Raw genomic sequence first — 12,970 nt, 5'->3', positions numbered from 1 at the left:
TGGCCCTTCGGCGAAGTGGCAGCATCGCTCCACGAGGTCCGCTATGCTGAGGCATGGCGGACAAGATTTGCTTCTTCGCATTTTGACCCACTTCGGACATCATTCCTCAGGTATCCCCGCCAAGCGCAGCCCTTTCAGGATGCGCCTACTTCCCTCGAGATACGGCGTACTATTGCTCATTGAGATGCTCTTCACACGACGAATAGTAAATGTGGGATCGAGCGCTTGCCCTGCTTTCGCAGCGGCGTATGCGTCGTTCAGCTTGCCAAGTAAGGCGAGAGCAGCCGCAAGCCCAAAATGTACGAGGGGGAAATTTCGGTTCACTTCGATACCGCGACGGAACCAGCTGACTACTTCGTTATCTGCACCGATCTGCAACTTGGAAAACGCCACTGGCGACAGCCGTCGGTAGGCAAGGATGTCACGAGGAGAGAGACGCAATGCTTGGTTTACGTGCGCCTCGGTCTCTGCGCCGCAACCCATCATATACTTAGCGAGACCAATCATCGCGTGGGCGTCAGCAAAATTGCGATCTAGTTCCAACGCTCGCTCGCACTCTGTCAGGCCTTGAAGCGCGCGGTTCGTCGAGCGGGCATTGGCGATCGACGCTGATAACGTTGACGCGACAGTCTGGATGGCCGCGGTCGATGTGACATCCTCATCGATCTTTTTGATCAACGACCTACCTCTTCGTCTGGCAGCCACAGAGACGATACTCCTAGAGGCGCTGTCCCATGCACCGAACCACCCCTTTGCACATTTGCTCTTAGGGATCGTCTTGATGCATACAATCTAAGCTAGGGACTGGACATGAGGCGGCGGGCTTTTCTCGGTGTCGTGTGTAGTGCGGTGGCATGGCCGCTCGCTGCGGCGGCACAGCAGAACGCCAATAAGAAACATCTTGCTATCTTCGTCCCATCGGAGCTGGGTGCGGACTGGCATGAGCGCAGCGGAAACAGATATTCTCGAGCCTTCTTCGCCGAGCTTCGACGGTTGGGGCAGATCGAGGGACAGAACCTCTCGGTCGAAAGTTACGGCCGAGAGCAAAATACATCCGGCTTCGAAGCCCTGGCGGCGGAAATCGTTCGGAGCAACCCGGATGTCATCCTCGCCACTGGCCCTGGCGTAGTTATCTTCAAAAAACTGACATCGCGTATTCCGATCGCAGTAGTCACTGCCGACCCCGTTAAAGCAGGGATCGCCGAAAGTCTGGCTCATCCCGGCAGCAATTTCACGGGAGCCAGCGTTGACCCCGGCCCGTCCATTCATGGAAAACGGATTGCGCTGTTGCGCGAGATGTTTCCGGCGTTATCGAAACTTGGCTGTCTCGCGCTTCGCATTCAAAACAGCGGTCCTTTCACGGGTTCTCCAATCGCAGCGGCGGCCGAGGCAGCGGGCCTTCCAGTGTCTTTACTGGAAATTGGTTCCAAAGAAACGGACTGGCGGGCGGCGGTCGAGAGCATCTCCCGGGACGGTGCAAATGCGGTCATGGTCGCCGATTCACCTGAGACCTTTCAAAACCGTACCATGATCGTCAAGTTGCTCGGCGACGCGAACCTTCCGTCGATTTCCGGATTTACTGAATCCGTCGAGGCCGGGGGCTTAATGGCCTATTCTTTCGACCTGATCGAACTGTATAAGCGCGTCGCCAACAATATCGACGCTATTCTCCGAGGAGCAAAGCCCGGCGATATCCCGATCTATCAAGTGACCAAATTTGAGTTGTCCATCAACCTCAAGACTGCCAAGCAGCTGGGCCTTTCCGTACCTCAAGCACTTCTCGCGAGCGCCGACAAAGTAATTGAGTAAACAAGCAAAGGTCCGGTTATGGCCCGTTTGAGACCTGCCCATCGGTTTGGTGATCGTCCGCTTCTCCGAAGGCGACCGGAAGCGCCGGTTACGCTGTCAAAACGACGAGAATGACCCAACTCGGACGTTGAACTTGTCTCCGATTTAACTGCGCAGTTGGGAAATACCGCACCGGTGCGTTTGCGCCGGCGCGGTACAAGTTTAGCTCGCTTTTTGCACCGCCGGGGGCTTCCACGAGCCGTTCAGGATCGAAGGCGACTCATCCTTCGGCCAGTACATCCTCAGCATCGGAATGAACTCGCCCTTCGGAGCCGGAAGCCAGTTCGCCTCCTTGTCCTTACCCGGCGATTCATCCTGGAGGTAAAGCGTCAGCGAACCATCGGCACTGAACTTTGGATTGTCGCGCAGGCTGACGGTAAATTTGTTCAGCGGGTTGGGAACGAACCACCAGCCCTGGTCGATCATGTACATGGTGATCGACCAGAAGCCGTTGACCGGCGGCGTCGCGTCCTTGGCGAAGGTCAAGGTGTACTTGTTTGCGCCCGTCAGCTTCTGTCCCGTCGAATCGGTCTCCGTGTAGGGATAGACCGCATCCCGCTGCTGGTTGGCGGGCCAACCGAATGCCGCCACCACAGCGCGCATCATGTAGCTGTCGGGGCCGTAGGTACCTAGTCCCTTTGTCACCACCCAGCCGTCGATGATCCCGCCCAAGGCTGCCTTGTTGTCTTCAATCTTCTTCAGGGCTGATTGCGGAATGTCCTTCAATGCAGCCTGCACAGCGGGATCGAGTTTGCTCATCTCAAACGGCTTGCCGGGTACGATACCGATCTTCGCCATGCTCGCGAGGATGGGGCCATCTCCCGCTGCTGGCGGTGCATCCCCACCCATTAGCTTCGCCAAGAGATTGAAATATCCCTCCGTTCCCATAGCTATGATGACCGGTTGCGGCTTATCGGTCATGCTGAAGCCGGGATTCGGATTCACCGGCGGCGCGACAGGTGTATACGACTTGCCCCATGAGGAAAGCGGCGTGATCTTGTACTGTGCCTGCAACTCGTTAACTGCCTTGTAATCCTGTTCGGTGCCATCGGCATAAGTTCGGCCCAGAATGACCATGTAGCGCGTCGCCATGGGGAACTGCTTCATGCCTGCCGGTACCTCGCCCTTCCAGCCAGGGCCGGTGAACAGGTAGTTGGCGGCCTTGCCGTCAGCCGTGCGTCTGCTCGGCGATGACTCGGAGTCCGACATCCAAAGGTCGGTCACCTCGAACAAATAGAAACGATTGCCCATATCTGGGTGACTGAACACCTGCGGTTCAGTGAGGTCGAGCCAACCCAGAGAATAAAGTGTGTCCGCATTTGGCGCCGAAACGCCACGATAATCCGCCGGCGGATACCGCGGAATGTTGATGAACTGTCCGGTCGGCGCCGTAAGCCCTTCAACCTTTGGCACATTGCTCATCTGAACCCGGGTGACTTCGGTCGTGATGAGCGAATAGCCGTAGATATAGGCGTCCTCAGCGATTTGCTGCGCTTCCTCAGGAGTGACTGCTTGTGCGTTTGCAGGCAGGGGCATTCCGTTGAGGATTGTGAATGCCAAGCTGGCCGCAGCCGCGCCGTTTACGAATGATCGTCGGGTCGATTTCATGGCGAACTCCGCACTTTGGTTCAAAGGGGAGACAAGCGCTCGTCGAACCTAAGGAAAATTCAGCGGCTCAACACGACGCCCAGTTGACCTTAATCTTTGAAGCATACCATTAATTGCACTCTAAAGCCAAGCGTGCCATGACCGCTGTTGGCCCAGGCGAAGTCGCCCAGAGGCTCGCCGTGGTCCGCTGTCACTAGTAAAGCGGACTCACCTGCTATGATCCTTCGACCGCCGCTGGTGTCGGACATCAGCGCACTGGTCTGCGTCACTTGGGGCCAGGTCCGCGCCCTATCGCCAAGGCAAGGACTGAAATAGTCTTGGTCGTGCGCGAGTTGGAGCGGAACAGCCATGGCGCTCAAATTGCCAAGGGGTGCAGAGCGTGAATATCTCGCAATCTATGGCATCGTCGCGGTCTATGTCGGCGCGCTGCCAAGCGACGAAAGCGTCGTCGGCTTCTCGCGCGATCTGCTGCACAGCCTGCTCACGCTGCGGCGACAATGGCGCGGGCTGCGCATCAGCTGCGCATACTGGGCCAGGGATCGCAGCGAGGCCCGCCTGATTGCCACCGAGGTCAACGCCAGACTGTTGCGGCATCCCGAGCGGCGCGTGCTGCTGGCCGACGCCAAGACCGCGCAGCGCCAGATCGAGAACACCGCCGCGCACATGGGCATCCCGCTCACCGATCATCAGACGGTGCTGATGCGCACGCGCAGCGCGGTCGCGTACATCGAGGAGAGGATCGCCCACCCGCAGGCTGCCGGCGAACTGCACGAGTTCAACCGCAGCTATCGCGCGTGGCGGCTCGAAGCCAAGCAGCTCGGTCGCGGCATGTCCTACAGCGAGGCCCGAGCCCGCCTTGACCAGCGAGGTCCAGATCGGCTCAGAACGGATCTTCCCGCCGCTGCCGGGAATTGATTTCTCGGTTCCGGGGTGATCTCTTCACGCGCGCTGGCGCGGCCACAGGTGTGACTGTTCAGCGCCCCCACTACACAACGCGACTGGAATTTAACCGGCTCTCGCCCCATCGAGGCCGGTTTCTTCGTGGAGCCCCGAGCGATGAGCTACGGCCGCATCGTGATCTCGTCAGGCCATGGCAAATACATCCGCGGTGCCTCTGGCGTGCTCGATGAAGTCGACGAGGCCCGCCGCGTGGTCGAGCAAGTGGCCGATGAGCTGCGCCAACGCAATGCCGAGGTCACCACCTACCACGACGATGTCAGCCAGAGCCAAAGCGAGAACCTGAATCGCATCGTGGACTTTCACAATTCCAAGCAGCGCGATCTCGATGTCTCGGTGCACTTCAACGCCTATGTCGAGACCGACAAGCCGATGGGCACCGAGGTGCTGTTCGTGACGCAGAGCGCGCTTGCGGGCGAAATGTCGAGCGCTATCGCCGAGGCTGGCGATCTGATCGACCGAGGCGCGAAGAAACGCACCGATCTGTTCTTCCTCAACAGCACCGAAATGCCCTCGATCCTGATCGAGACCTGCTTTGTCGATAGCGAAGCCGACGCTGCCACCTATCAGGCGCAGTTCAGCTCGATCTGCGACGCCATCGCCAGCGTGCTCGGCGGATCGCAAGAGGTTGTCGAGCCCCCGCCTGGACAAACCGAGCCGCCACCGAAGCCCGACAAGGCACCGCCCAACGCTTCGGCTTGATGTCGAGGTGACCGGCGAGATCGCGATCATCATCAACGGCGTCCCGGTCACGTAGGGCCATGACCGGAGAGCTTGCGCGGCAGGTGGTCGAGCAGCTCAAGGGCACACCCTTCGTGCTCGCCCTGCTGGTGATCAACATCATCGTGCTCGCAGGCTTTGCCTACACGCTGCACCAAGTCAGCAACGCAATGGAGCGACGGGAAAGCATCCTGCAAAGCTGCATTGAGAGGAGTGCACGGCCATGATCTCCGGTCTGACCTATCTCGTGGTTTACATCATCGTTGTCGGCCTGATCCTCTGGCTGCTGAGCTATCTGGTCGATGTCTTACCGCTGCAGGAGCGTTTCCGCCGCGTGGCCAAGGTCGCGATACTGGTGATCGGCGTGCTGATCATCATCCTGCTGCTGCTCAACTTCGTCGGCGTGCTCGACGGAGGGCCGCCCCGGCTGGGAAGGCCATAGGCGACAGCCAAGTCCCACCACTGGGCTCATTTCGGGAAATTAGGACAGTCCAAGTTCCGGTACGGGAACACCGGAGTTGCCCGGACTCCACATTCGCGCCGCTCTCAGTTGAACTACGCAGGCCGGGGCTGGCATTTCATCCCGAACAAGATTTCAACCGGCAAGGGGCTACCGCGAGGTGGCCCCTTTCGATTCCGACACTCGCGGAGGGGAATTAAAACAATGAACTTTGTCCGCGAGCGGCCTTACTCCTCGTGAAGACGGTCCCATTTATCGGTCTTCTTAGGCGTCGGGATCAAATCTTCAACTCGCTTCAGCCCAGCGGCTTTAAAGAGAACGAGAGTGATGACGATCATCATCAACACGGTCCCGGCCAGTACCAGCAGCGTCAACATGGGATGTCTCCATGTCCGCCCCGCGAATAAACTCCGTCGGTCAGGTTGCCGTTCCCAAAAGCAAACTAGGACAGTCGCGCGAATTCAACTTAGGACACTCGGGGTCAAATACGGACAGCACCCCACCTGCGCTGCCGCCCTATCCACCGCCGCCACCATCGATCTGCAGGGGCTGCTGATGAGGGCCCTAGCCGGAGCAGGTAGTCCTCGCGCGTCTCCATAGGTGGAAATATGCAGCGGCAGATGCCTGAATGCCAGCCCAAGGCGGCCCTACTGCATGAGGATGCCCACAAAAAATGGCCCCAGGGATGAGCCGGGGCCGAGGGTGCTTCTGACGTCCGGCCGATACACAAAATGGCCGTTCGCATGTCGAAAACCAATAACGCGAGCCGCTGTTCCTATTCATTTGCCGCCAAACGACCTCGGCGCGGGGAGCGCTAAGGTCGCCAACCTCTCTGAAAGTTTTTCTCGCGGCCCGGGGGGCTTTCGGGGCGCAAGTGGGGCCGGAGCTCGGATACGACGCGCGCGACCAGTCGAAGTTCCTGGCGCTATTGCCAAGCTTTCCGAGAGGACGAGGCCCGCCAGCGTGAACCGGCGGGTCCCTTGATTACCGCCTCAACCGTCGGCCACGGGGAAAAGCAATCGGCGACGCGCCGGTGCCGCGTAGGACCTTTAAAGCGCCGCGCGCGTTGAGGAAGGTTGTGATCGGGGCGACCACCAACCCGGGAGCTTCGAGTTATGAGCAATATCCTGATGGGGCTTGGCGCGCTGCTCGTTCTCGGCGGTGTCTTGTACATGGTGCGCGCTGTTATTTGGCGGGGATCGCTTAGCGGCCCGGATTCCGGCCGGCCGGTTCGCGGCACTCTGGAGCCGCGACGGCGCGGCGTGGGATTCTTGGGGCTCGAAGAATTGGCCGGGCATTCTCCTTATGGCAATCGGTGCAGTTCTGTTGTTGTCGGGTGCGAGTTTCTAACCTTCGGCGCGCTCATGCGCTGAAAGAGGGGACTGAAGCCCTATGCCGTTGCCGCCGTAGACTTCTCCACACCCACGACGCGCAGTAGCTCGCGCGCGCCCCGAGCCACCAGTAATCGACAATAATTTGACTCTCGCTCGCGCCGCGCTTCGATGGCGGCATGCCTCGTCCTGCCCGCCACCAAGCACCTACGCACGCCGACGGCCGGCCGCTCAAGATCACCTTCGGAGAGATGCGCGAGATGGGCCTGCGCGGCGTCCTGGTCTATTGCCATTGCGGCCATCACGTTGCTCTGGATGCCGACCGCTGGCCTGACAATGTAAGGCTATCCGATATCGAGCCGCGGTTTATCTGCCAAGGCTGTGGATCCCGCGGTGCCGATGTTCGGCCCGCCTTTGAGCGTGGCAACCAACGGCTAGCGATCATCGGTATGAAAGAGGCGGCCAACTGAGGCGGCCTTTATTTTTCTGTCTTGAGCAAAATTGAACAGGCAGGATTGTCGATGCGGTTCAGTCTGAGGGTATGCCCCCGAAAACAGAACCCCTGACCGATAAAGAGTTCGCATCGCTGCTTGTGGTTGGCAATGTGCCCCCAAATGGCCCCGCACCCGTAATCCCTGTTGCACACCGCGACCGGTTGATTGCTCTGGGCTACATGGCCCATCTGTCTGGCCGGCTCAGAATGACCACAAACGGCCGCGTTCGGATATACGCGGGGCAACTCGCGGCTGGCTGAGGGACCTTCTATTTTGGCGCCTGCAAGCCGGGCGAGGTCAGCCACTCGCTCATATGCGAGCCGGTCTCGGCCTGTCTGGCTTTGCGGAGGAGGATTTCGCGCGCTGGGCCGTGGGGAAGCTTCTTGGCTTGCTCTCTCAATCGTTCGGCTTCTTGGGCGAGGCGTTCTTCGAGGGACGTGGTTTGTGTGAACCTGCGACGATGCTGCATGACGCTACCTCGGGTCCTAGCCGTGGGGGTTTGAGTTCCCAATCTTTAATACGCCGTTGGTCGCACGTCGGTTCAGAAGTGAACACTACAAATGAGGCCACTGAGGTCAGAAACAGGCCAGCGCCTTACCCATTATCCTCGGTCCAGATCTGGCTACCGCACTCGCATTTGAACATGCGCACCGTTCGTCCAGTGAGAGAGTCGAGCATTAACCGGACGAGCGCAGGCTTCACTTCCTGCCGCCGTCGTTGCAGGATCGCATGGGGTTAGGGTCGTAGCTGGAAAATACTTGGTTCTTAAAATCGCGGTCCATTGGCACTGCCTCGCTAAGTCCCAAAGTGTACGCTTGTTCCAGGGCGGCCTCACTTCGCGGAGACAGTTTCAGCTGCCTCGCGTTTCGCAAGAGCCTCGGCGGTTTCTGCCCGCTCTAGCCATTCGGCGGCAAACAAGAGCCACCGAGCTTTCGAGGACGGGTCGCGCGTCATGCCCGCCTGCCTGCGGCAGTACTCATACTCGCCACGGAACTTGGCTGCCTCATCGAACATGGCGCCGAACTTGGGTTCGCTAAACCCAAGGATACGTTTGAGCCCCGATGCAATCTTAGCGGTGACGCTCAAGAGCGCAAGAGAGTCAGGTTTGGCCATGCCTAAAGGTGCGGCGCCAACCGGTGATGGCTTGATCCAAATCAGGCAGCAACCCACCCGTAAATTTCCCAGGGTGACCTGCCGCGAACAGGCTGCGTAAGTAGCGATCGCCTTGCTTACTAATACTGCCAAGCCTGTCCTTGCCCCCACTGGAGTTCTGCTTCGGCACGAGCCCGACCCAGGCCGAGAAGTCCCGCCCCGATCGGAAGGCATTGGCATCGGCAACGCTCGCGACTAGCGCCGTTGCCAGTGCTGGACCGACGCCGGGGATCGCATCCAGTCGCTTGCTCGTCGCGTTTGAGCGATGCCAGGCGATAATGCGCCGGTCGAAATCCAGGATCTGAGCCTTCAGTGCCCGCAACTGACTGCCGAGAGCCGCAAGACACGCACGGGCCACCTCCGGAAGGCGGCATTCAGCTGGATCGGCGACGACTTCCAACAGCTGTTCGACACCCCTGCGCCCGACGGGGGCGACGACCCCGAACTCTGCCAGATAAGCGCGGATTGAGTTGATGACGGCAGTCTGCTGGCGAATGAAGAGATGGCGCACGCGATGAAGCATCAGACAGCTCTGTTGCTCGATCGTTTTGATCGGCACAAACCGCATGTTGGGTCTCGTGACCGCCTCGCAAATCGCCTCCGCGTCGGTGCTGTCGTTCTTCTGCCGCTTGACGTAGGGCTTCACATAGGCCGGAGGCATCAATTGCACCGTATGCCCCAACGCCCGCAGCTCGCGGGACCAATAATGGGATGACGCGCAAGCCTCGATTCCCACCAGGCACGGCGGCAACTTCTCAAAGAAGGACAGCACGAAGCGGCGCTTGAGCTGACGGCGTATGACCACCTGACCGGCTGCATCGACGCCATGCACTTGAAAGACCGACTTCGCGATATCCAGACCAATCGTTGAAATTGACTGCATAGGCTGCTCCTCCGAATCGTGGGAGCTTCAAGCGGCGCCCACTCCTTGGCACTCTCGTGCCCGTGGAGGAGCCAGAACGGAGCCAGGTGTGCTCACAAGCACAGCGATGAACAATCCGCTTGCCGAGAGCCCGACTTTTCGGTTTACTTTTTGGGGTAGCGCAATACAGGAGCACTCCCGGCAATTCAGACCAGCCTGGGCGTACAAATTTCCCGCATGGAAACTGGAATATGACTACCGCCCGGGTTGAGCGACGCCTTGCGGCTGTGCTCGCGGCTGATGTTGCCGGCTACAGTCGGCTCATGGGCGTGGATGAAGAGGGCACGCTGGCCAGGCTGAAGGAATGCCGGCGGGCGCTTGTCGACCCCAAGATTGCCGAGTACCGCGGCCGTATCGTCAAGACGACCGGCGATGGTATGCTGGTCGAGTTTGCAAGCGCGGTGGATGCGGTTCGATGCGGTGTCGAGGTTCAGCGCGGCATGGCCAACGGCAATATCGACGTGCCCGAAGCCAAGCGTATCGAATTTCGTATCGGCATCCATGTCGGCGACATCATCATCGACGACAACGATATATTCGGCGACGGCGTCAACATCGCCGCCCGGCTTGAGGGGATCGCCGACCCTGGTGGCATCTGCATTTCCGACGACGCTCATCGCCAGATCCGGGGCAAAACGGAAATCGCATATGACGATATGGGTCAGCAATCGTTGAAAAATATTTCCGAGCCGATGCGCGCGTGGCGCGCGCGGCCTGTCGGCTCAACGGTGGATCCGCCGCCTGCTACCGATCTGCCCACGCTCGCACTTCCCGACAAGCCTTCCATAGCGGTGCTGCCCTTTACCAACATGAGCGGCGAGGCCGAACAGGAGTATTTTGCCGATGGCATGGTGGAAGACATCATAACTGCGCTGTCACGGATGACGTGGCTATTTGTCATCGCGCGCAATTCGAGCTTCACCTACAAGGGCAAAGCCGTCGATATCAAGCAGGTCGGCCGTGAACTGGGCGTGCGCTATGTGCTGGAAGGCAGCGTGCGTAAGGCCGGCAACAAGGTACGCATTACGGGGCAGTTGATCGATGCGTCGACCGGGACGCATTTGTGGGCTGATCGTTTTGATGGAAGTCTTGAGGATATCTTCGATCTCCAGGATGAAGTGACCACAAACGTCATCGGAGCGATCTCGCCAAAGATCGAACAGGCCGAGATCGAACGCGCCAAGCGCAAGCCAACTGAAAAATTAGCGGCTTACGACCATTTTCTACGGGGGATGGCGAATATCTATCAAGGCACGAAACAGGCCAACCTTGACGCCTTGCAAAACTTTCAACGAGCGATCAGCGTCGATGAGGATTTTGCAACCGCCTACGGCATGTGTGCATATTGCTACGTCTGGCGAAAGGCAAATGGCTGGGTGGAAGATCGTGAGCGGGAAACCGCTGAAGCGGAGCGACTGGCCCGTTCGGCGGCAAGATTCGGGGCGGATGATGCCGTAGCGCTTTCTCAGGCCGGCTTCGCACTTGCCTTCGTGGTTGGTGCCCTCGACGACGGTGCCGCGCTGATCGACCGAGCCCTTGCCCTAAATGTCAACCTAGCGATGGCGTGGCGGTTCAGCGGATACATCAGGGTCTTTCTCGGTGAGCCGGAACTCGCGATTGCCCATCTCGAACGTGCAATCCGCCTGAGCCCGCTCGATCCGCTGATTTTCATCGTGAAGAACGGCATTGTGCTGTCTCACTTCTTCGCCGGACGCTACGAAGAGGCTTTTTCTTCGGCCCAGGGAACGCTGAGACACAACCCAAATTATGTCGCTGCGATTATTATGGCCGCGGCAAGTGCGGCCATGGCGGGACGCGACGACGAGGTGCGAAAGGCGGTTGGCCGCCTGCACCAAATCGATCCGACTTCGGGCATCGGCAAGTTCGCCCAGATGTGGCCGCTGCGCCGTCCCGAGGATTTGGCCGCATTTGACGCGGGCCTCCGCCTCACCGGGCTTCCTGAGTGATGCACGTTGACTTCCTTGGCATGGGCGAAGCAGCCTATGTCTGCACAGGGTCAAAATGCAAAGAACTCAACCTGGGCAAATCTAGTCCGCCCTTTTTCAGTAAGCGGACCTCAATGAAGCAGGCGCCACTTCGCTGATGGGCCAGATGCTGACATAACACCGAAACGGATCGCCCTATTCGATATCAAAAAGTGCCAGTCCAGCTCGTCCGCAGCTTCTCCATCTCCTGTAGGGCCGTGGATGACCCCGGCCAGATACTGGCCATCAGGTGACAGGTTAATCACAAGTCAGGCGGCCTTCTGCAATCGCTTCCCTGCTGCAAGTGCCTTCGTCAGTACGTCGCTTGCGGAACTCTCCTCGCGGCCGGTGAGGCAGCCAATCGCGAAAGCCTTTTTTGCCGCTTTGCCAGCGCTGGCGAACTCGCGTGCCCGCTCCAGATGCACGCGCATGTCGTTGAGTATGCCGAGCTCGTTCTGAAGTTCTTTCAGGGCACTGTCGAGCTTACGCCCGGCTTTGCGGCCATCGCAACGGAGCGTTGCGAAGAATTCACGACCATATCGTACCTTTTTCACCGCAATCCGAAGTTTGTGACGCTTGCGCCAATCGAGCCGCTCAAGCTTGCGCCCCCGCTTGCCAATCTTGCGGATGCGGCGCGCGAGCTCGTCTCGCGCGAAGGCACGCGCCGGGCGCTTCCTCAGCGCTTGCGTCAACGCATCGGTATCGTTGCGCCAGTCGCCATCAAGCAGCCACAACGCGCAATCCAGCAACGCGCTACAGAAACGTTTGCTTCCAGCCGCCGCCCTTGCAGTCGCAAAACCGGCGTTGCGTGTTCTCTCGAGATCGTGCTCCAGGATCTCGAACTCTTGCCGGTCCGGATGCTTGGCGCGATAGGGCGTCAGCGTCTCATTGACGAATACATCGAAGTCGCGCGCGGGACCGAGCTGTTCCGTAAGCCACTTCAGCTCTCGTTTCAGTCTCTTCACCTTACGGTCATGCAGCATATCCTTGAATAGCGATAGCGCCGCGCGCATCCGTCTCAAGCCAACCCGCATCTGGTGAATGCCTTCAGGATCACCGTTCCGCACCGCGCCCTCGTTGCCCGCGATCTGGCGGAGGCAGGCGAAGCCGGCCGTGGCAAAGGCGTCTGCAACCGTGACCTCTCGCGCCATCATGACCGGCTCAGCAAAGACGGGAGCATCCAGCGGGCCTTCGAGCAACGCATAGCCCAGCTCCGCCTTGGAGCGAACGGACAACGTGAAGGGAGTGATGCGCATGAGCTTTTTCGCAAGCCGCGCGACTTCGCTGCGATCACCATGTTTCAATTCGATCTCGATTTCGGCGAGGTCGAGCTTCGCATCCGCCGTGGCCACGCAGCCTTGATCGAAGGCTAGCTCGATATCGCTGTCGCCAATATGCAAGGGAATGACGACGCGCTCCACGCGCGTCTCGAATATGGGCTTCAGCTGTTTCGTCAGCTTGGCCGTCAGGAGCGGCGCGAGCGCGGTGTCGCG

The 12,970-nt window shown here is 59.4% G+C and carries 14 protein-coding genes and 1 pseudogene; 8 read left to right on the top strand and 7 right to left on the bottom strand.

All coding sequences use genetic code 11. From position 1 onward, the window contains the following. Positions 1 to 99: 99 nt before the first annotated feature. Positions 100 to 678 carry a tetratricopeptide repeat protein gene (locus FXB40_RS11155; protein ID WP_148772265.1) on the bottom strand — a complete coding sequence of 193 codons (579 nt, stop codon included), beginning with the start codon at positions 676 to 678 and terminating at the stop codon, positions 100 to 102. A 132-nt stretch (positions 679 to 810) separates the two neighbouring features. Between FXB40_RS11155 and FXB40_RS11150 the strand changes: the two genes are divergently transcribed. Then, a complete protein-coding gene (locus tag FXB40_RS11150) occupies positions 811 to 1,809 on the top strand; it encodes an ABC transporter substrate-binding protein (protein ID WP_148772264.1) in 999 nt (332 codons plus the stop codon). 201 nt (positions 1,810 to 2,010) lie between these two features. On the opposite strand, the gene FXB40_RS11145 is transcribed toward FXB40_RS11150, so the two are convergent. Continuing rightward, entirely contained in the window at positions 2,011 to 3,456 is a 1,446-nt protein-coding gene (locus FXB40_RS11145) for a DUF1254 domain-containing protein (RefSeq protein WP_210250861.1), read from the bottom strand. Positions 3,457 to 3,804: 348 nt separating this feature from the next. On the opposite strand from FXB40_RS11145, the gene FXB40_RS11140 reads away from it, so the two are divergent. The 4 genes from FXB40_RS11140 to FXB40_RS11125 all read left to right on the top strand — a co-directional run bounded on the left by FXB40_RS11140 (position 3,805) and on the right by FXB40_RS11125 (position 5,575). Then, the gene (locus tag FXB40_RS11140) at positions 3,805 to 4,371 is read left to right on the top strand and encodes a hypothetical protein (RefSeq protein WP_148772263.1); all 567 of its coding nucleotides are present in this window, start codon (positions 3,805 to 3,807) and stop codon (positions 4,369 to 4,371) included. A 141-nt stretch (positions 4,372 to 4,512) separates the two neighbouring features. Further along, positions 4,513 to 5,115: an N-acetylmuramoyl-L-alanine amidase gene (locus tag FXB40_RS11135; protein ID WP_148772262.1), complete on the top strand. Its 603-nt coding sequence runs from the start codon at positions 4,513 to 4,515 to the stop codon at positions 5,113 to 5,115. A gap of 59 nt (positions 5,116 to 5,174) precedes the next feature. After that, the gene (locus tag FXB40_RS11130; RefSeq protein WP_148772261.1) at positions 5,175 to 5,360 is read left to right on the top strand and encodes a hypothetical protein; all 186 of its coding nucleotides are present in this window, start codon (positions 5,175 to 5,177) and stop codon (positions 5,358 to 5,360) included. Then, entirely contained in the window at positions 5,357 to 5,575 is a 219-nt protein-coding gene (locus FXB40_RS11125; RefSeq protein ID WP_148772260.1) for a hypothetical protein, read from the top strand. The genes FXB40_RS11130 and FXB40_RS11125 overlap by 4 nt, the downstream gene beginning before the upstream one ends. Positions 5,576 to 5,820: 245 nt before the next feature. Here FXB40_RS11125 and FXB40_RS47760 read toward each other — a convergent pair whose 3' ends face one another. Continuing rightward, positions 5,821 to 5,970 (bottom strand): hypothetical protein, encoded by a 150-nt coding sequence (locus tag FXB40_RS47760; RefSeq protein ID WP_187434659.1) that lies wholly within the window; start codon positions 5,968 to 5,970, stop codon positions 5,821 to 5,823. 738 nt (positions 5,971 to 6,708) lie between these two features. Between FXB40_RS47760 and FXB40_RS11120 the strand changes: the two genes are divergently transcribed. Continuing rightward, entirely contained in the window at positions 6,709 to 6,966 is a 258-nt protein-coding gene (locus FXB40_RS11120; RefSeq protein ID WP_246207526.1) for a hypothetical protein, read from the top strand. Positions 6,967 to 7,103: 137 nt separating this feature from the next. Beyond that, positions 7,104 to 7,394 carry a hypothetical protein gene (locus tag FXB40_RS11115; protein ID WP_148772259.1) on the top strand — a complete coding sequence of 97 codons (291 nt, stop codon included), beginning with the start codon at positions 7,104 to 7,106 and terminating at the stop codon, positions 7,392 to 7,394. 292 nt (positions 7,395 to 7,686) lie between these two features. Here the strand turns inward: FXB40_RS11115 and FXB40_RS11105 are convergent, their stop codons facing one another. The 3 genes and pseudogenes from FXB40_RS11105 to FXB40_RS11095 all read right to left on the bottom strand — a co-directional run. Beyond that, positions 7,687 to 7,887: a hypothetical protein gene (locus FXB40_RS11105; protein ID WP_148772257.1), complete on the bottom strand. Its 201-nt coding sequence runs from the start codon at positions 7,885 to 7,887 to the stop codon at positions 7,687 to 7,689. A gap of 362 nt (positions 7,888 to 8,249) precedes the next feature. Continuing rightward, complete coding sequence (locus FXB40_RS11100; RefSeq protein WP_148772256.1) at positions 8,250 to 8,531, bottom strand: hypothetical protein; 282 nt, start codon at positions 8,529 to 8,531, stop codon at positions 8,250 to 8,252. Between the two features lie 76 nt (positions 8,532 to 8,607). Beyond that, positions 8,608 to 9,453: pseudogene (locus tag FXB40_RS11095) on the bottom strand (IS110 family RNA-guided transposase); the annotation flags it as partial. A gap of 230 nt (positions 9,454 to 9,683) precedes the next feature. Between FXB40_RS11095 and FXB40_RS11090 the strand changes: the two are divergent. Continuing rightward, entirely contained in the window at positions 9,684 to 11,459 is a 1,776-nt protein-coding gene (locus FXB40_RS11090) for an adenylate/guanylate cyclase domain-containing protein (protein ID WP_148772254.1), read from the top strand. A 287-nt stretch (positions 11,460 to 11,746) separates the two neighbouring features. On the opposite strand, the gene FXB40_RS11085 is transcribed toward FXB40_RS11090, so the two are convergent. Next, positions 11,747 to 12,898, bottom strand: coding sequence for a CYTH and CHAD domain-containing protein (locus FXB40_RS11085; RefSeq protein ID WP_148772253.1), 1,152 nt, complete (start codon positions 12,896 to 12,898; stop codon positions 11,747 to 11,749). Positions 12,899 to 12,970 lie beyond the last annotated feature (72 nt).

This window comes from Bradyrhizobium rifense, assembly GCF_008123425.1.
Taxonomy (GTDB): domain Bacteria; phylum Pseudomonadota; class Alphaproteobacteria; order Rhizobiales; family Xanthobacteraceae; genus Bradyrhizobium; species Bradyrhizobium rifense.
The sequence above is the reverse complement of the archived record's forward strand: the minus strand, read 5'-3'. Positions and strand labels throughout refer to the sequence as shown.

Excerpts from the sequence above, each read along its gene's own strand:
- FXB40_RS11150 (WP_148772264.1), top strand. The coding sequence starts at position 811 with ATGAGGCGGCGGGCTTTTCTCGGTGTCGTGTGTAGTGCGGTGGCATGG.
- FXB40_RS11145 (WP_210250861.1), bottom strand. The coding sequence starts at position 3,456 with ATGAAATCGACCCGACGATCATTCGTAAACGGCGCGGCTGCGGCCAGC.
- FXB40_RS11140 (WP_148772263.1), top strand. The coding sequence starts at position 3,805 with ATGGCGCTCAAATTGCCAAGGGGTGCAGAGCGTGAATATCTCGCAATC.
- FXB40_RS11135 (WP_148772262.1), top strand. The coding sequence starts at position 4,513 with ATGAGCTACGGCCGCATCGTGATCTCGTCAGGCCATGGCAAATACATC.
- FXB40_RS11130 (WP_148772261.1), top strand. The coding sequence starts at position 5,175 with ATGACCGGAGAGCTTGCGCGGCAGGTGGTCGAGCAGCTCAAGGGCACA.
- FXB40_RS11125 (WP_148772260.1), top strand. The coding sequence starts at position 5,357 with ATGATCTCCGGTCTGACCTATCTCGTGGTTTACATCATCGTTGTCGGC.
- FXB40_RS47760 (WP_187434659.1), bottom strand. The coding sequence starts at position 5,970 with ATGTTGACGCTGCTGGTACTGGCCGGGACCGTGTTGATGATGATCGTC.
- FXB40_RS11120 (WP_246207526.1), top strand. The coding sequence starts at position 6,709 with ATGAGCAATATCCTGATGGGGCTTGGCGCGCTGCTCGTTCTCGGCGGT.
- FXB40_RS11115 (WP_148772259.1), top strand. The coding sequence starts at position 7,104 with ATGCCTCGTCCTGCCCGCCACCAAGCACCTACGCACGCCGACGGCCGG.
- FXB40_RS11105 (WP_148772257.1), bottom strand. The coding sequence starts at position 7,887 with ATGCAGCATCGTCGCAGGTTCACACAAACCACGTCCCTCGAAGAACGC.
- FXB40_RS11100 (WP_148772256.1), bottom strand. The coding sequence starts at position 8,531 with ATGGCCAAACCTGACTCTCTTGCGCTCTTGAGCGTCACCGCTAAGATT.
- FXB40_RS11090 (WP_148772254.1), top strand. The coding sequence starts at position 9,684 with ATGACTACCGCCCGGGTTGAGCGACGCCTTGCGGCTGTGCTCGCGGCT.